General features: G+C 62.7%; 12 protein-coding genes and 1 other RNA gene. 3 read left to right on the plus strand and 10 right to left on the minus strand.

Features of this window, described 5'->3' with window-relative positions; translation table 11 throughout:
- The first annotated feature begins 182 nt into the window (after positions 1–182).
- Positions 183–2,840, plus strand: a complete 2,658-nt coding sequence (locus BN1127_RS18060; protein ID WP_042650362.1) for a phage/plasmid primase, P4 family — start codon at positions 183–185, stop codon at positions 2,838–2,840.
- Between the two features lie 196 nt (positions 2,841–3,036).
- Here the strand turns inward: BN1127_RS18060 and BN1127_RS18065 are convergent, their stop codons facing one another.
- The 10 genes from BN1127_RS18065 to BN1127_RS18105 form a co-directional block, all read right to left on the minus strand.
- Complete coding sequence (locus tag BN1127_RS18065) at positions 3,037–4,176, minus strand: site-specific integrase (protein WP_042650363.1); 1,140 nt, start codon at positions 4,174–4,176, stop codon at positions 3,037–3,039.
- 84 nt (positions 4,177–4,260) lie between these two features.
- An RNA gene (gene ffs, locus BN1127_RS21830) (signal recognition particle sRNA small type) lies at positions 4,261–4,357 on the minus strand.
- A 102-nt stretch (positions 4,358–4,459) separates the two neighbouring features.
- Positions 4,460–5,248, minus strand: coding sequence for a sulfite exporter TauE/SafE family protein (locus tag BN1127_RS18070; RefSeq protein ID WP_042650364.1), 789 nt, complete (start codon positions 5,246–5,248; stop codon positions 4,460–4,462).
- A 92-nt stretch (positions 5,249–5,340) separates the two neighbouring features.
- Complete coding sequence (gene arcD, locus BN1127_RS18075; protein WP_042650365.1) at positions 5,341–6,777, minus strand: arginine-ornithine antiporter; 1,437 nt, start codon at positions 6,775–6,777, stop codon at positions 5,341–5,343.
- Positions 6,778–7,164: 387 nt separating this feature from the next.
- On the minus strand, positions 7,165–7,926 hold the full coding sequence (locus BN1127_RS18080; RefSeq protein ID WP_005324164.1) for an SDR family oxidoreductase: 762 nt from the start codon (positions 7,924–7,926) through the stop codon (positions 7,165–7,167).
- 61 nt (positions 7,927–7,987) lie between these two features.
- Complete coding sequence (mmsB, locus tag BN1127_RS18085) at positions 7,988–8,908, minus strand: 3-hydroxyisobutyrate dehydrogenase (protein ID WP_042650366.1); 921 nt, start codon at positions 8,906–8,908, stop codon at positions 7,988–7,990.
- Positions 8,909–8,980: 72 nt separating this feature from the next.
- Positions 8,981–10,093, minus strand: a complete 1,113-nt coding sequence (locus tag BN1127_RS18090; RefSeq protein ID WP_042650367.1) for an enoyl-CoA hydratase/isomerase family protein — start codon at positions 10,091–10,093, stop codon at positions 8,981–8,983.
- On the minus strand, positions 10,086–10,883 hold the full coding sequence (locus tag BN1127_RS18095; RefSeq protein WP_042650368.1) for an enoyl-CoA hydratase: 798 nt from the start codon (positions 10,881–10,883) through the stop codon (positions 10,086–10,088). Before BN1127_RS18095 ends, BN1127_RS18090 begins: the two co-directional genes overlap by 8 nt.
- 115 nt (positions 10,884–10,998) lie before the next feature.
- On the minus strand, positions 10,999–12,156 hold the full coding sequence (locus BN1127_RS18100; protein WP_042650369.1) for an acyl-CoA dehydrogenase family protein: 1,158 nt from the start codon (positions 12,154–12,156) through the stop codon (positions 10,999–11,001).
- 80 nt (positions 12,157–12,236) lie between these two features.
- Positions 12,237–13,748, minus strand: a complete 1,512-nt coding sequence (locus BN1127_RS18105; RefSeq protein WP_042650370.1) for a CoA-acylating methylmalonate-semialdehyde dehydrogenase — start codon at positions 13,746–13,748, stop codon at positions 12,237–12,239.
- Between the two features lie 276 nt (positions 13,749–14,024).
- Between BN1127_RS18105 and BN1127_RS18110 the strand changes: the two genes are divergently transcribed.
- Positions 14,025–15,173, plus strand: a complete 1,149-nt coding sequence (locus tag BN1127_RS18110; protein ID WP_042650371.1) for an isovaleryl-CoA dehydrogenase — start codon at positions 14,025–14,027, stop codon at positions 15,171–15,173.
- 55 nt (positions 15,174–15,228) lie between these two features.
- Positions 15,229–16,863, plus strand: coding sequence for a carboxyl transferase domain-containing protein (locus tag BN1127_RS18115; RefSeq protein WP_042650372.1), 1,635 nt, complete (start codon positions 15,229–15,231; stop codon positions 16,861–16,863).
- Positions 16,864–16,865: the final 2 nt, after the last annotated feature.

Consider the following 16,865-nt stretch of genomic DNA (forward strand, 5'->3'; position numbering starts at 1 on the left):
GTTGTATTGCTTCTGCCGATCCGTATAGTCGGGGTTGTCGGCGGGCAGACGCCCCCGCACATCGCACCTTGGCTCACGCCATAAGCCCTCGGGGGGCGCCAATTACCCGACCTGATTACCGCCGCTTGGAACGCACTCAACCTGATTTTAGTTCCAGCTACGGTCATCGAAGGAGAGACTCCATGTCTCAAACACAACAAGTTGACCTTGAATTTGCCCTGGCCGATGCAGGCCACTCTCTGAATATCGACTTTGCTGCTGTCAAAGAGCAGTTCCCTATTATGGATGTCGCCTCGGCCCTGACCGGGCAAGACGTCAAGAAAGTCGGCTCCAACACCTATCGACTGGATGATGCCAGTTGCCCACTGTGCGGCCATAATGATTGCTTCACCCTCTACCCTGACGACGATAGGTTTAAGTGCTTTAGCTGTGATGAACATGGGGATGTGCTCGATCTAGTCGTCAAGTGCGACAAAGCCCGTAGCCCTGCTGATGCAGCCCGCTTGCTCCTGCTGGGCGAGCTGTCAGTCGCCCCGACCATTCGCAAGGTGGTGAAGCTGGAGCAACCGATCTACACGGCCCCACCTGCTCGCCTGCAAGAGCTCTTCAAGCTCGCCGCCAACCACTATCAGGCTCGCCTAGATTTAGACGAACTGATGGAGCGGCGTGGCCACTCTGAGGAGGTGCTGGTGGGGCTGGATATCGGCTTCTCAGGTGGCCTGAACAAGGCACTTAAGGATGCAGGATTCAGCCAAGAGGAGCGACTGGCCTCCGGTCTGGTCAAGCTTCGCAACAATGCCCCAGATCTGCTTCGTGACTTCTTCCCGAGCGGTGTCTATGTGTTCCCGCACTTCGACCGCAACGGACAAGTCAGCCGCTTCACTTTCAAGGACCCAAACAAGCAGTATCAGTTCCAGTTGCCGAGCCAGCACTGGCTTAACGGGGTGCAGTTCTACGGAGAAGAGAGCCTGAATGCCCCCGGCCCTGTCGCCCTGGTAGAGGGGGAAAATGACCGCCTGTCGCTGGTGGATGCAGGTTGGCCGGGCCCTGTGCTGGCCACCATCGGGACACTGTCACAGACACAGTTAGAGTGGCTGGGGCGTGAGCTGGCTGACAGTGATGTTGTCACCTTCTTCGACACTGATGACGCGGGCGACAAGTACCGCTCAAAGGTGGCCCAACTCGGTCTCAAACTGACCCAAGTAAAGCTGCCGGATAGCGTCAAGGACATCGACGAATACTTGCATGGCGACAACCCCTTGCCTCTGACCGAGCTGGTGGCGGCATTCACCCTAGTTGAGCCTGTGGCCGAAGCCGAAGCCGAAGCCGAAGCCGAAGCCGAAGCCGAAGCCGAAGCCGTTCAGGACGATGATCAGCAGCCGGAAGTAGTCAAGGTCATGCCACGTACTGCCATCTTTGAAAACGAGCTCAACGATTCAGCCAACGCTGAACGGTTCGTGCAGATGCACGGGCATAACCTGAAGTTCGTCCCTGAGTTAGGTGGCTTCATCCACTTCGATGGTACGCACTGGACCCAGAATGACTTGACGCCCATGATCCTTGCTCAAACCGTGGGCAAAGAGATCCAGGAAATCGGACAGATGTTGATCAAGCAGGCGTGCAAGAAAGAGGAGCTGTCTTGGGCCTATGCAGTACTCAGACACGGCTCAAGCAGCCTTAACCGAGCAGGCATTCAGAACATGCTGGAGCTGGCCAAGCCGATGATGACGGCAAGACTGCACGAGCTGAACGCCAATCCGATGCTGTTGGGCACGGCGAACGGTGTCATCGACCTGAAGTCGGGTCGCCTGTTGGCACCGAGACGGGCATTCATGATGACCCACCATAGCCCAGTGGCCTATGACCCGACCGCCACCTGCCCACGATGGGAGCAGTTCATCGACGAGATCTGCTGTGGTAATGCCGAGTACGCTGCCTTCCTGCAACGTTGTGTGGGCTACTGGATCACCGGCCGTACCGACGAACAGCTCCTGTTCTTCCTCCACGGGGGCGGCTGCAACGGCAAGAGTACCTTCATGTCGGTCATTCAGCAGCTGCTGGGAGAGTTCAGTCGGCAGATCAACAGTAACGTCTTGCTGTTCAACCGCAACGGCAATACCGGTCCGAATCCATCACTGACCAAGCTGGTGGATGCACGTCTGGTGGTCGCCAACGAGCTGCCAGAGGGGGCCCGTATGGATGAGAACTTGGTGAAGGCCATGACGGGGGATGACGTGATTGTCGCTCGTGCTCCCTACGCCAAGAAGGAGATGGAGTTCCGCCCATCCTTCTCTCTGGTGATGGTGGGTAACCACAAGCCCGAGATCCGCGATACCAGCAATGGCATGTGGCGTCGGATGCTGATGCTGCCCTTCAATGCCTCCTTCACGAAGGAACAGCTGGACCCAATGCTGATGGAGAAGCTGCGGGCCGAGATGCCCGGCATTCTGAATTGGGCCATCCAGGGCTGCCAGATGTGGCAAGAGCAGAGGCTCAAGGCATCGATTCCTGCTCGTCTCAAGCAGGATGTCGAGACCTACCGTGCCGAGTCAGATATGGTTGGCTGCTTCCTTGAAGAGTGCACCCAGGCCAGAGCAGGGGCCAAAGTGCCCATGAGCGAGGTCTATGCGGCCTACAGCCGCTGGGCACAGCAGAACGGTGAATGGGCCATGAAGAAACATGCCCTCAAGAAGAAGCTGTTAGAAAAGGGCTATCTGATCCCCCGCTATAACAGCAAGGACACCATCATCGGGTTGACCCTGCTCGATAGCGAGATGGCGGACATGACGGTCTCAACCCACCGGGAGCAGCCGGAGCCAGGAGCGAACTACACTGTGTGACGAATGGGGGGCCTGCGGGCCCCTCTGCTGTTTTTGATTTCCCCGTTTTGCCCGCCAACAAAGGCAAAGGGCACAAAACGAGCAGTCAATCTGCTGAAAATTCAGCATTTTATAGAACTTTTCCTGTATGAGGCTTCGTAGAAAAAGTTCTTAAAAATGCCAAAATTTCAGCATCTCGGCAGACCCACCCTTCCCATTATCCGGCATCAGCAAAGGATGAGAGAGCCGCCTCTATCACCTCATGGAGCTTATCCAGCGAGACATCCCCTCCGTATCGGTCATAGCTGATCGCCCCGTTGGTGTGACCCAAGATCGCCGCCGCATACTGCAATGGCACACCGTGATCTTTGAGGGCTGTCCCCACGGTATGCCGCAGGCTGTGGAAATCCTTGTCGACGGGGCGATGGCGGCTAAACCACTGCACCCACAGGTGGCTGTATCCATCCTGGCGATGTGGCAGTTCAGGGAAGAGTCGCCCTCCTGCTCGCCCCTTCACAAACTCGATGAAACCGCTCTGGAGCAGATACCGATGGAGAGGAACAAGGCGTGCACTGTTGGCCGTCTTGAGTTTCTGGTCTGGCCGTCCACTGCGAATATTCAGGCACCATATACCGTCAACCTGTTGCACATCATCGGCATAGAGCTGGCAGATCTCGTTGGCTCGAGCCCCGGTGAACAGCCCCAGCAGAGCAATCCACCTGCGGTGGGGCTCCTGCTGCTTAGTCCACCCGATAAACTTGCGACGTTCTTCCGCTGTGTACCCACTTCGTGAGTTCACCTCCTTGGCTCGCTGCAGCTTCAATCCGGCGAAGTGGTTGATGACCCCATCCTGATGGTTAGCCAGCCAGTTAAACAGCAGGGAGAGCTTCTGGAGATACTTGTTGATGGTGGTCGGACTCTTGCCGGAGTTCAGCAGGCCCTCCTTGAACTTGACCACATCAGCCTTGCTATAGCCTGCCGCTGGCTTGTCGCCGAGTGCCTCGATAAAGGAGCCAATGTAGTTCTTCTGGTTACTGAGCTCTTTCGGTGCCCAGGAGAGGGCCTTCTCTTTCAGATAGCGGTCACACGAGACCGACAGCAGCGGAGCAAGCGGTTTGGCCGCCGGAGTCATCGGCTGGGCTACTGATTGCTCATGTGGGGCAACATTGACGTCTGCAGGCAACTGAATGGGCTTGGGTCTGGAACGCACACAGGCAAGCAGCTTCGCAACAGCTGCACGGGCCGTCAGCTTGTCTCGGGTATGCAGGGATTTTTTGATCTCTTTACGACGACCACAGGGGAGCGTGGTGACTTTCCGGTAATACCAGATGCCGTGGGGACTGAGCCAGAGATTCATCGATGAGCTCCTTGTCGTCCACACAAAGTGGATGACCAAGGGCTTTAGGAGGCTAACTTATTGATTTTCAGAAACAGGTGGTGGCCCCACCAGCCACATCCCGGCACTCGAGTCCCCCGCCTTGGCTGCTACCTTCCGGTCCTGACCAGGTTGACGAGTTATCAATGCGAGAGGACCAATGGGACCACCGGCGAGGAGAATAGGCAAACTGGCCTGCCAATGCAATGGCTTTCTGCCAGGAGACGAACCGTTCGCCTTATTTTTCAACAATCTGCCGAATGGATCAGCTAAACAGCATGAATTTGGCCCCCACCACCAACATCAGCAGGGCGAACGCCTGCTTGAGCCGCTTGGGAGAGAGGCGATGGGCCAGCTTGGCGCCGACGCGGGCAAACTGGGTGCTGGTGAGCACTATGCCAAGCAGGGCCGGCAGATAGATGTAGCCGACACTCCACTCGGGCAGATCGGCGTGACCCCAGCCGGCATAGAGGTAGCTCAGGCTGCCCGCCAGGGCGATGGGCATGCTGCAGGCGGCGGAGGCCGCCACGGCGTTGCGCATGGGCACCGAGTTCCAGCTGAGGTAAGGCACCGTCATGGAGCCACCCCCTATGCCAAACAGCGCCGAGAGCCAGCCGATGACGGTGCCCGCAATGCTGGTGCCGACCGGCCCTGGCATCTGGCGCTCCGCCTTGGGCTTGAGGTTCAGTCCCATCTGCAGGGCCATGGTCCAGGCGAAGCAGCCGATGATGATGTTGAGGGTGCTGGCGCTGAGCTGGCTGGCGGTCAGGCCACCGAGCCAGGCGCCGATGAACATGCCCGCCCCCAGGCGTCGGATCATCACCCAGTCGACGGCCCCCGCCTCCTGATGTGCCCGCAGGGAACTGAAGCCGGTGAAGATCATGGTTGGCAGGGAGGTACCAAGCGCGAGGTGGGTAATGATCTCCGGGGCCACCCCCTGGGCATGAAAGCTGAGTACCAGCACAGGCACTATGATGAGCCCGCCACCGATCCCGAACAGTCCCGCCAGCATGCCCGCGAAGGCCCCCAACACCAGATAACCCACAAACAGCATAAAAATTCCTTATATAGCTAAATGGCGGTCTAGTTGACCGCCATTTCCCATAAAAAAAGAGATGGCGTCATGCCATCTCTTTATTGTGCCGATTAATGCAGGGGAATGGTACCGTCCATCACCTTGTAGAAGGCCAGCACGGCGCAGCCGAGCAGGGCTGCCGTCATCCCGCGTTCCAGCCGGTTGAGGCTGCGCAGGCCATGGTGCTGGCGCGCCTTCCAGTAGATGAAGATGCCGGGGCTGTAGAGTAGCGCCACCAGCAGCAGGTACTCCACCCCGGCGGCATAGACCAGCCAGCAGCCGTAGACGGTGGCCACCAGGGCCAGCAGCAGATCACGCTTGCGCTGATGGGGCTGGTGCTCGTAGGTGGTGCCCTGCAGCGCCAGCTTGAGGCCATAGGCGCCGGAGAAGACGTAAGGCACCAGAGCCGCCGAGGTGGCGATGTTGACCAGCGCCAGGTAGGTGCTGCTCTGGAAGTAGATGATGATGAGGAAGGCCTGCACCAGACAGGTGGAGCACCACAGCGACACCTGGGGCGAGCCGTTCTTGTTCTCCTTGGCGAACCAGGCCGGGAAGACCCCTGTCTTGCCTGCGATATAGGGTACTTCCGCCGCCAGTACTGTCCAGCTCAGCAGGGCCCCCATCACGGAAATCACCAGACCGATGTTGATGAGCCAGGCGCCCCAGGGACCGACCACGGCTTCCAGGATCATGGCGGTGGAGGGATTCTTCAGGGCCGCCAGCTGCGGCTGGTTCATCACGCCGAGGGAGAACAGGGTCACCATGACGTAGAGCGCCAGGGCGCCGAGCAGCGCCAGTACGGTGGCACGGCCTACATCCTTGCGATGACGGGCACGGGCGGAGACCACCACGGCCCCCTCGATGCCGATGAAGACCCAGAGCGTCACCTTCATGGTGGACTTGACCTGATCCATCACGGAGCCAAGTTCGGTGTTGCCCTGCCCCCAGATGTCCAGGGTGAAGGTCTCCATGTTGAATGCGAGCAACACGGCGACGCAGAAGACGATGAGGGGCACCATCTTGGCGATGGTGGTGACTATGTTCACCAGGGCCGCCACCTGGATGCCGCGCAGCACCAGGGCGTGCACCGACCAGATGAGGAGGGAGGCGAGCGTGATGGCGACCGGGGTGTTGCCGTCGCCGAAGATGACGTTGTCCGGGGTGTCGAAGAAGTAACTCAGGGCGCTGAATACCACGATGGCGTAGGAGACGTTGGCCAGCAGCTGGCAGAGCCAGTAGCCCCAGGCGGCGTTGAAGCCGACGAAATCACCGAAACCGGCTTTGGCGTAACTGAAGATGCCCCCGTCGAGATCCGGGCGACGCATGGAGAGGTTCTGGTAGACCAGGGCGAGGCAGATCATGCCGATCCCGGTGATGGCCCACCCCAGGGCGACGGCCCCGGCGCTGGCGTGCGCTGCGATGTTTTGTGGCAGACTGAAGACCCCGGCACCGACCATGGAGCCGATCACCAGCGAAATGAGGGCGCCGAGCCCTAGTTTCTTGTCCATCTCAAACCTGTTTTATTAAGCGGCGACTGAGCATCCGTATTCATACAGCGCGCGATATGGGAGGGGTGATAAATCCGTACCCCGTGAAAAAGGCGGCAACTATATTGCATGACTATTCCGACCGCAATCCTTCGCAGTGCCAATCACACACCGCCTTGACCGCGCGCAATTCTACAGCACTCACTCACCCGGCCTGTGAGCTGGTTCAAATTCAGAAAGACCCGTTGATCTTTCATGTTTTTCCATGATGTCAGCCCTGTTTTTCAAAGAAGCCCTGCATGCCCATGCAGTGTGCCACCTTGGGCGTCAGGCAGGTCTTTTGGGTCAAACTGCAATAAAAATGCCCCTGTGCCAGTGGCAAGGGGCAGTCGCGGATCACCGCCGGGGTTAGAGTCGCAGGCCACCGTCGAGATCGATGATCCGGCCGGACAGGTAGTCGTTGGCGAGGATGAATTGCACGGTCTGGGCCAGTTGCTCCCCCTGCCCCAGGGCGCCAACCGGAATGGCCTGCTGCATCCGGGCCATGGCTTCGGGCTTCATGGCCGCCGTCATGTCGGTGGCAAAGACCCCGGGGGCTATGCCCATCACCCGGATGCCGTGGCGGGCCAGTTCGCGCCCCCAGGTCACCACCAGGGAGGCGACCCCCGCCTTGCTGGCGGCATAGTTGCTCTGACCTATATTGCCGGCGCGGGCGATGGAGGAGATGTTGATGATGACGCCCCCCTGCCCCCCTTTCGCCATCAAGGCCGCTCCCTCGCGTCCACAGAGGAAGGTACCGGTGAGATTGACGTCGATGACAGCCTGCCACTGGGACAGGCTCATCTTCTCCACCAGTTCCCCCTCTTTCATCTTGATGAGCATGCCATCCCGCAATATGCCGGCGCAATTGACGAGGCCATGCAGGGCGCCCAATTGCTCCTCCATGGCGGCAAAGGTCGCCTCCACCTCGGGTTCATCCGCCACGTTGCAGACGAACAGGGCGCAGCGACCATCCCGGCTGCGCACCTCGGCCTCGGTCACCTCCAGATCGGCACGGTTGACGTCAATCAGCGCCAGCACGGCACCCTGACTGGCCAGACGCAGGGCGATGGCGCGACCGAGCCCCCGCCCGGCCCCCGTGATGGCGATGACTTTTTCTGTGATATCCATAAATGCTCCTTATTGCCTGGACCCGGATGACGGGATGACGAATGAAAGGCAGGATCCCGCGTCACATCGCGCCGGACTTGTCCTGGGATTTATCCAGATAGAGCTCGAGAATGCTGGAGAAATCCTTGCTCTCCCGGCTTTGGCTTGCGTGCAGGTTGAACAGGTTGCGGGCCAGTGCCCCCATGGGCACGGCGCTGTGGGCGTGCTCGGCCAGCGCCATGGCAAGCCCCAGATCCTTGACCATCAGCCGGGTCATGAAGCCCCCCTCATACCCGCGCGACGCGGGGGCGTTCTCCATCACCCCGGGCCAGGGGTTGTAGCGTTCCAGGCTCCAGTTGTTGCCCGAGCTCTTGCCCATGATGATGGAGAGGACGCCCGGATCCAGCCCCTCCTTGACCCCGAGCGCCAGCGCCTCGGCGGTGCCCGCCATGTGGATGGCGAGCAGCATGTTGTTGCACATCTTGGCGATCTGGCCCGCCCCGAGCGCCCCGGCATGGAACAGGTTCTGCCCCATGCAGGCCAGGATGGGCCTGGCCGCTTCAAAATCGGCGGACTCGCCACCGACGATAAAGGTAAGGGTGCCCGCCGCGGCGCCGGTCACACCGCCCGAGACGGGGGCATCGAGGAAGCGGATGCCGCGCGCCTTCGCCGCGTCTCCCACCGCGCGGGCCGAGGCCACGTCTATGGTGGAGCAGTCGATCACCTGCGCCCCCGCCGGCAGCGCTCCCAGCAGATCCTGGCCGCCCCCCTCCGACAGCCAGAGTCCGCGCACATGCTCACCAGCCGGCAGCATGCTGATGGCCAGATCGCAGCCGGTGACCGCCTCGCGGGCATCCCCGGCAGCGATACAGCCAGCGGCGATCGCCTTGGCGACACTCTCCGGCATCAAGTCAAACACGCGCACGGCGTGGCCCGCCCTGGCCAGGTTCGCGGCCATGGGCCCCCCCATGTTGCCGAGCCCGATAAATCCAATCCTTGTCATCAGTTTGCTCCTTGCTCCGTTCGTAATCCGGCCTCTCGGCCAGTGCATCCCTTGCCTGGCAGCGCTGGCCCCTCAGCAGGCCAGGGGATTTTTCCCCTCGGGCCAGCGATAGAAATCGTCGAGCCAGTCGGCACCGGGCCGGGGCGGCTGCCAGCGGGGGGATTTGTCCTTGTCGATGAGCAGTGCCCGCACCCCTTCCACGAAATCCCCCTTGAGCACGCAGTTGACCGAGAGCGCCAGTTCGTCGGCAAACACCTCGGCCAGCGACTGGCGACGTGCCGCCCAGTACTGGCGCCACAGGATGGCGCGACTGATGGGGCTGCCGGTGCGACAGGTGTCGCGAGCCTGCGTCAGGCTCCCTTCGCCAAGGGCGGGATCGAAGACGGCATGGTTCAACCTGTCCAGCACCCCTTGCAGGGAGCGTCCGGCCAGCAGGTCATGGATCCTGGCCTGATGAGGCAGGATCACGGGGGCTGGTAACTGCTCGCGGGCCTCGGCGTGCAACCCGCCCAGCAGTTGATCTATCTGCTCACGTGGATCCTCTTTGGCAGCCCAGTCGAGGGTGGCGAGCCGTGGCAGCAGCTCGGCCCGCTCGCGGCTGGCCATGGCGTGATCCGCCAGCCCCAGCCCCAGAGCATCCGTCCCGTTGAAGCGGGCGCCGGTGAGCCCGAGCCAGAGTCCGAGTCGCCCCGGCATCCGGCTCAAGAACCAGCTGGCGCCCACGTCCGGGTAGAGACCTATGGTCACCTCCGGCATGGCAAACAGGCTCTTCTCGGTCACCACCCGAAAATCGGCACCGGCGAACAGGCCTATGCCGCCCCCCATGCAGATGCCATCCGCCACGCAGACAAGGGGCTTGGTGTAACGGTGGATGTGGTGATCGAGCCGGTATTCCTGCTCAAAAAAATCGCGGGCATAGGCAAAGAGCGCCTGTTCGCTCTCTTCCTGCCGGCGGTAATAGAAGGAGCGAATGTCGCCCCCGGCGCAAAACGCCTTCTCCCCGGCCCCCTGCAACAGCACGCAGACGATGGCAGGATCTTGCTCCCACGCCGTGAGTGCCTCTTGCAGGCGCTGGATCATCGGCAGGCTCAGGGCATTGAGAGAGGCGGGGCTGTCGAGCGTCAAGACACCGATGAGGTACCCGTCCGCCGTGGGATGGGTTGCGACGCGCACGGGGTCAGTCATGGGACTCTCCACTGGGTTTGTCATAGTGCCAGCAGGGGGCCCGCTTCTCCAGGAAGGCGACCACCCCTTCGCGCTGGTTGGCATCGTCAAACAACGCGAGGAACAGGCTGCGCTCCAGCGGCAACGCCGCATCTCTATGGCCGCTGCGCCCCTGGTTGATGAGGCGCTTGCAGGCACGCAGGGCGCTCGGGCTCTGGCGCTCCACCCGCTGCGCCATCTGCTGCGCCGCCGTCCAGGCGTGTCCTTCGGTCACCACCTCCTCCACCAGCCCCATCTCGTAGGCCAGGGTGGCACTCACCTTCTCGCCGCACAGGATCATCCGCTTGGCCCAACCCGGGCCCACCAGCTCGGTGAGACGCTGGGTACCGCCGGCGCAAGGCAGCAAGCCCACCGACGCCTCCGGCAGTCCCAGCAGCGCCTGCTGCTCGGCGATGCGAATGTCGCAGGCCAGCGCCACTTCCAGCCCGCCTCCCATGGCAAAGCCATTGATGGCGGCGATGCTGACGCCGTGGAAGCGGGCCAGCGCCTCGAAGGCACGACCAAAGGCTTCTGCCACTTCGCGAGCGTGCTCCAGGTCGCCGTCGGCAAACATCTTGAGATCGGCGCCAGCGCAGAAGAACTTGTCCCCCGCCCCGCGGATCACCAGCGCCACCACGTCGGGGCGACCATCCAGCTCCACCATCATCTGCAGGAAGGCCTGCAGGCTGGCCAGAGTCCAGGTGTTGGCAGGCGGGTGGTCGAGGGTGATGTAGGCCACGTGACCGTGATATTCGAGCCTGATCCTTGTCATTGCATTGTCCTTGTCAATAAACCTGCTGCCATGATGACAGGGTTGAATGGCGCCTAAATTCGGCTGGTTCACAAAGCCTGACGACGGCACTGCATCCGTCAGAGAGAATGCCCCCCTACTCCAGCGACAGACCCGGGTCTCCCAGCAGGCGGCGGGCGATGATCAGCCGCATCACTTCGTTTGTGCCTTCCAGAATACGGTGTACCCGGGTGTCGCGCAGGTAACGCTCGAGGGGGTATTCGCGGATATAACCATAGCCACCAAAGAGTTGCAGAGCCTCATCGCAGACGCGATAGCCCACGTCGGTGGCAAAGCGCTTGGCCATGGCGCACCAGGCGCTCTTGTCCGGGCTGCCGCTGTCGAGCTTGGCGGCGGCCTGGCGCACCAGCAGGCGGGCGGCGGCGAGCTCGGTGGCCATGTCGGCGAGGCGGAACTGCACGCTCTGGAATTCGCTGATCGGGTGTCCGAATTGCTGGCGCTGCTGCACATGGGCCAGGGCGTCGTCGAGGGCCTGCTGGGCCGTTCCCACCGAGCAGGTGGCGATGTTGATGCGCCCGCCGTCCAGCGCCTGCATGGCAAACCTGAAGCCCTCCCCCTCCTGCCCCAGGCGGTAGCGGGCGGGAATGCGAACCCCGTTGAAGGCGACCTCCCGGGTGGGCTGGCTGTTCCAGCCCATCTTCTTCTCCGCCTTGCCGTAGACAACCCCCTGGCTGTCGGCGGGCACCATAAAGGCAGAGATCCCTTTCGCCCCCTCGCCACCGGTGCGAGCCATCACCACCAGCACGTCGGTACTGCCGGCCCCCGAGATGAAGACCTTGCTGCCCTCGATTAGATAATCATCGCCATCGCGCACGGCGCGGGTCTTGAGGGCGGCGGCATCCGATCCCGCCCCCGGCTCGGTGAGGCAGTAAGAGCCCAGCAGCTCGCCGCTGGCAAGCTTCGGCACCCACTCTGCCGCCACCTCGGCCGGCAGCCAGGTGCCCAGCATCCAGCTCACCATGTTGTGGATGGTCAGATACGCCGTGGTGGAGGTGCAGCCCATGGCCAGACGCTCGAAGACCAGACTGGCGTCGAGCCGCGGCAGGGCCAGCCCGCCGTACTGCTCCGGGGTGTAAAGGCCGCAAAAGCCGAGCGCAGCCGCCTCCTTGATGGTGGCAACGGGGAACTCGTGCTCTTTGTCCCAGCGGGCGGCGTGAGGTTTGAGCGCCTCGTTGGCAAAGGCGGTGGCGGCCTCCATGTAGGCCTGCTGATCCTCGGTCAGGGTAAAGTCCATCTTGTTCGCTTCCTTGTGCTTGTTCGTTCAATCCGAGTGCCCGGTGCCATGGCCCGGACATCATTTGCTGCATCCCGCCGTCAACGCAGGTGGATAGTCATGTTGGGGCCGCTGGGAATGTCCTCGTCGAACCAGCGCTCGGTCACCGTCTTGGTCTCGGTGTAGAAGCGCACCGCCTGCTTGCCGTAGGCGTGCAGATCCCCGTAGAAGGAGCCACGCCAGCCGGTGAAGGAGAAGAACGGCAGCGGCACCGGGATGGGCACGTTGATCCCCACCTGGCCCACCGCCACCTCGTGACGGAACTTGCGGGCCGCGGCGCCGCAGCCGGTGAAGATCGAGGTGCCATTGCCGTAGGGGTTGGTGTTGATGAGGGTCAGCGCCTCGTCCAGGCTCTCCACCTCCAGGCAGGCAAGCACGGGGCCGAAGATCTCCTCCTGGTAGATGCGCATCCTGGGGGTCACGCCGCGAAACAGGGTGGGTCCCACCCAGTTGCCCACCGGGTAGCCGGGCACGTCACAGAAGCGGCCGTCCAGCAGGCACTCGGCCCCTTCCTCAATGCCTGCTTCGATCAGCCCCTCGACTCGTACCTTGGCTTCCGGGCTGATAAGAGGGCCGTAGGCCGCCTGTGGATCGTGCCAGACCCCGGGTTTCACCTTGGCAAACTCGGTGGCAAGCTCCGGGATCCAGTCGCGGGCACTGCCCACGAAGACCGCCACGCTGATGGCCATGCAGCGCTGACCGGCGGCGCCCACCCCTGCTCCCACCAGATTGCTCAGCACCTGCGCCTTGTTGGCATCCGGCATGATCACCATGTGGTTCTTGGCACCGACGAAGCACTGGGCGCGCTTGAGGTGTTCGGTGGCGGTGCGATAGACGTGCGCCCCGACCCGGGCCGAGCCGACGAAGCTGACCGCCTTCACATCCGGATGACTCAGCAGCGCATCCACCTGCTCGGCGCCGCCGTGCACCACCGAGAGGATGCCCGCTGGTGCCCCCGCCTCGGTGAACAGCTCGGCCAGGCGCATGGGGGTCAGGGGATCCTGCTCGGAAGGCTTGAGTACAAAGCCGTTGCCGCAAGCCACCGCCAAAGGGAACATCCACAGCGGTATCATGGCCGGGAAGTTGAACGGCGTGATGCCGACACAGACCCCCAGCGGCTGCACCCAGGAGTGGCCATCCACCCGGCGCGCCACGTTGCCCATGGTCTCCCCCATGGTCTGGCTGGCAATGCCGCAGGCCTGCTCCACCACCTCGATGCCGCGCCAGACGTCCCCCTTGGCATCCGCCAGGTTCTTGCCGGTCTCCCGGGCCAGCAGGGTCGCCAACTCGTCATGATGGACTTTCAGCAGATGCTGATAGTTGAACATGACCCGGGCCCGCTCGGGGGCCGGTACCTCTCGCCACAGCAGGTAGGCCTGCTGGGCGCGGCGCACCGCCAGCTCCACTTCCTCGGCGGTGGCCCTCGGCACCCGCGCCAGCAGGCTCTGATCCGCCGGGTTGGTCACCTCGATCCAGGCCTCGCTCGCGGAGGAGTACGCCTCGCCGCCAATATAGAGCGGCAGATCGCCGTACTGGGTGTGGTATTGGCTCATGCCGCACTCTCCTTGGCTGCACACTGGCTGGCACTACGCCAGGCCCCCTCAGGCAGACCGGCAGGCCGGATGCACTCGCTGCTCATCTTGCTCACTCCTTGTGTTTGCCCGCACGGGGAATGCCCCTTGCAGTCGGCACTCAACGAATTTACCTTAGACTAACAATTCATTTACGTTTACGCTAACGTAAACTTAAATCACAAATGGACTGACCAGTTAACCCTCCTTTTTCGGGAGCGTGGCACCGGTGAGCACCACAAACCAAGGAGAGCAAGGATGCATGCCCTGATGGATGAAACCCTCCGCGCCCTGACCGAGCAGGTCGAGGCCTTCTGCCAGCAAGTCATAGCGCCGCGCGCCGCCGAGATTGACCAGAGCAACGCCTTCCCGCGCGACCTCTGGCCACAGATGGGTGAGCTCGGGTTGCACGGCATTACGGTGGCGGAAGAGTATGACGGGGTGGGCCTCGGCTATCTGGCCCATGTGCTGGTGATGGAGCAGGTGAGCCGCGCCAGCGCCTCGGTCGGCCTCTCCTACGGCGCCCACTCCAACCTCTGCATCAACCAGATCCACCGCCACGGCACCCCTGATCAGAAGGCCCGCTATTTACCTGATCTGGTCAGTGGCAAGCACGTGGGGGCCCTTGCCATGAGCGAACCGGGGGCCGGCTCCGACGTGGTCAGCATGCGCCTGACCGCCGTGCGCGAGGGCGATCACTTCGTGCTCAATGGCAACAAGATGTGGATCACCAACGGTCCGGATGCCGACACCTTCGTCATCTATGCCAAGACCGATCCGGCCGCCGGGGCCAAGGGGATCTCCGCCTTCATCGTCGAGGCGGGCACCCCGGGATTCACCACGGCCCAGAAGCTCGACAAGCTCGGCATGCGCGGCTCCAGCACCTGCGAGCTGGTGTTCGACCACTGCGCCGTGCCGGCAGAGAACCTGCTCGGCGCCCTGCACGGCGGGGCCCGGGTGCTGATGAGCGGTCTCGACTACGAGCGGGTGGTGCTGGCCGCCGGCCCCCTTGGCATCATGCAGGCCTGCATGGACGTGGTGCTGCCCTATGTGCGCGAGCGCAAGCAGTTCGGCCAGGCCATAGGGGACTTCCAGCTGGTGCAGGGCAAGCTCGCCGACATGTATACCCGGCTCGCCAGCAGCCGCGCCCTGGTCTATTCGGTGGCAAGCGCCTGCGACCAGGACCACACCAGCCGCAAGGATTGCGCCGCCGCCATCCTCTTTGCCGCCGAGAACGCCACCCAGATGGCGCTCGATGCCATCCAGTTGCTCGGCGGTAATGGCTATATCAACGAATACCCCACCGGTCGTCTGCTGCGGGACGCCAAGCTCTACGAGATAGGCGCCGGCACCTCCGAGATCCGCCGCTGGCTCATCGGCCGCGAGCTGATGGGAGATAACGCATGATGCTGCTCCCTTTGTCACCTGCCATCGGCAACAACAACCAGATGGGAGAGATCGCATGAGCCAGATCCACTCCCGCCTGGATACCACCAGCGCCGAGTTTGCCGCCAACAGGGCAGCGATGCAGGGGCTGGTCGAGGATCTCAACGCCCGCCTCGCCGAGATAGCCCTGGGCGGTGGCGTGGCCAACAACGCCCGCCATCAGGGGCGTGGCAAGCTGTTGCCCCGCGAGCGCATCAACCAGCTGCTGGACCCTGGCTCCCCCTTCCTCGAGCTCTCGGCGCTGGCCGCCTGGCAGGTCTATGACGAGCCGGTGCCCGCCGCCGGCATCATCACCGGATTGGGCCAGATTGCGGGCCGGCTCTGCCTGCTGGTGGTGAACGACGCCACCGTCAAGGGAGGCACCTATTACCCGCTCACGGTGAAAAAGCACCTGCGCGCCCAGGCTATCGCCGAGCGGCTGCGCCTGCCCTGCCTCTATCTGGTGGATTCCGGCGGTGCCTTCTTGCCAATGCAGGATGAGGTGTTCCCCGACCGGGACCATTTTGGCCGCATCTTCTATAACCAGGCCCGCATGTCGGCCCAGAACATCCCCCAGCTGGCCGTGGTGATGGGGCTGTGTACCGCAGGCGGCGCCTACGTGCCCGCCATGGCGGACGAGTCAATCATGGTCAGGGAACAGGCCACCATCTTTCTGGCGGGCCCGCCGCTGGTCAAGGCCGCCACCGGCGAGGAGATCAGCGCCGAGGCCCTGGGGGGCGCCCTGGTGCACTGCGCCCACTCCGGGGTGGCCGATCACCTGGCCGAGGACGATGCCCATGCCCTGGCCATCGCCCGCACCCTGGTTGGCAATCTTGGGGATCCCCCCTCGCAATCGAGAGATGTTCCGGTGTTGGACTTCGCAAGCTCAGCACCAACCTACGACGAACCGCTCTATCCCATCGAGGAGCTCTACGGCCTGGTGGGCACCAGCCTCAAGCGCCCCTACGACGCCCGGGAACTCATCGCCCGCCTGGTGGATGGATCCGTGTTCGATGAATTCAAGTCGCTGTTCGGCACCACGCTGGTCACTGGGTTTGCCCGCATCCAGGGCATGCCCGTGGGGATCCTCGCCAACAACGGCGTGCTCCACAGCGACAGCGCCCAGAAAGGGGCCCACTTCATCCAGCTGTGCAACAAGCGCGCCATTCCCCTGCTGTTCCTGCAGAACATCACCGGCTTCATGGTGGGCAGCCAGGCGGAAAAGGAGGGGATCGCCAAGCACGGTGCCAAGCTGGTCACCGCCGTGGCCTGCAGCCGGGTGCCCAAAATAACCCTGATCGTCGGGGGCAGCTTCGGCGCCGGCAACTACGGCATGTGCGGCCGCGCCTATGAGCCCGATTTTCTGTTCAGCTGGCCCAACAGCCGCATCTCCGTCATGGGGGGCGAGCAGGCGGCCAACGTGCTGGTGCAGGTGCGTCGGGACAAGCTGGCGGCCGACGGCAAGACCCTGGACGAGCAGGAGGCGGATGCCATCCGCGCCCCGGTCATCGCACAGTATGAATGCCAGGGTCACCCCTACTACGCCAGTGCCCGTCTCTGGGACGATGGCGTGATCGATCCTGCCCAGAGCCGCACCGTGCTGGCCCTGGCGCTGGCCGCTTGCCAGGGAGCCAATCCCGGGCCCGAGCAATACGGCATCTTCCGGATGTAAGG

This window comes from Aeromonas media (genome assembly GCF_000819985.1).
Taxonomy (GTDB): Bacteria; Pseudomonadota; Gammaproteobacteria; order Enterobacterales; family Aeromonadaceae; genus Aeromonas; species Aeromonas media.

Coding starts and splice junctions, on each gene's coding strand:
- BN1127_RS18110 (WP_042650371.1), top strand. CDS start 14,025: ATGCATGCCCTGATGGATGAAACCCTCCGCGCCCTGACCGAGCAGGTC.
- arcD (WP_042650365.1), bottom strand. CDS start 6,777: ATGGACAAGAAACTAGGGCTCGGCGCCCTCATTTCGCTGGTGATCGGC.
- BN1127_RS18065 (WP_042650363.1), bottom strand. CDS start 4,176: ATGAATCTCTGGCTCAGTCCCCACGGCATCTGGTATTACCGGAAAGTC.
- BN1127_RS18080 (WP_005324164.1), bottom strand. CDS start 7,926: ATGGATATCACAGAAAAAGTCATCGCCATCACGGGGGCCGGGCGGGGG.
- BN1127_RS18060 (WP_042650362.1), top strand. CDS start 183: ATGTCTCAAACACAACAAGTTGACCTTGAATTTGCCCTGGCCGATGCA.
- BN1127_RS18100 (WP_042650369.1), bottom strand. CDS start 12,156: ATGGACTTTACCCTGACCGAGGATCAGCAGGCCTACATGGAGGCCGCC.
- BN1127_RS18090 (WP_042650367.1), bottom strand. CDS start 10,093: ATGACTGACCCCGTGCGCGTCGCAACCCATCCCACGGCGGACGGGTAC.
- BN1127_RS18115 (WP_042650372.1), top strand. CDS start 15,229: ATGAGCCAGATCCACTCCCGCCTGGATACCACCAGCGCCGAGTTTGCC.
- BN1127_RS18070 (WP_042650364.1), bottom strand. CDS start 5,248: ATGCTGTTTGTGGGTTATCTGGTGTTGGGGGCCTTCGCGGGCATGCTG.
- BN1127_RS18105 (WP_042650370.1), bottom strand. CDS start 13,748: ATGAGCCAATACCACACCCAGTACGGCGATCTGCCGCTCTATATTGGC.
- BN1127_RS18095 (WP_042650368.1), bottom strand. CDS start 10,883: ATGACAAGGATCAGGCTCGAATATCACGGTCACGTGGCCTACATCACC.
- mmsB (WP_042650366.1), bottom strand. CDS start 8,908: ATGACAAGGATTGGATTTATCGGGCTCGGCAACATGGGGGGGCCCATG.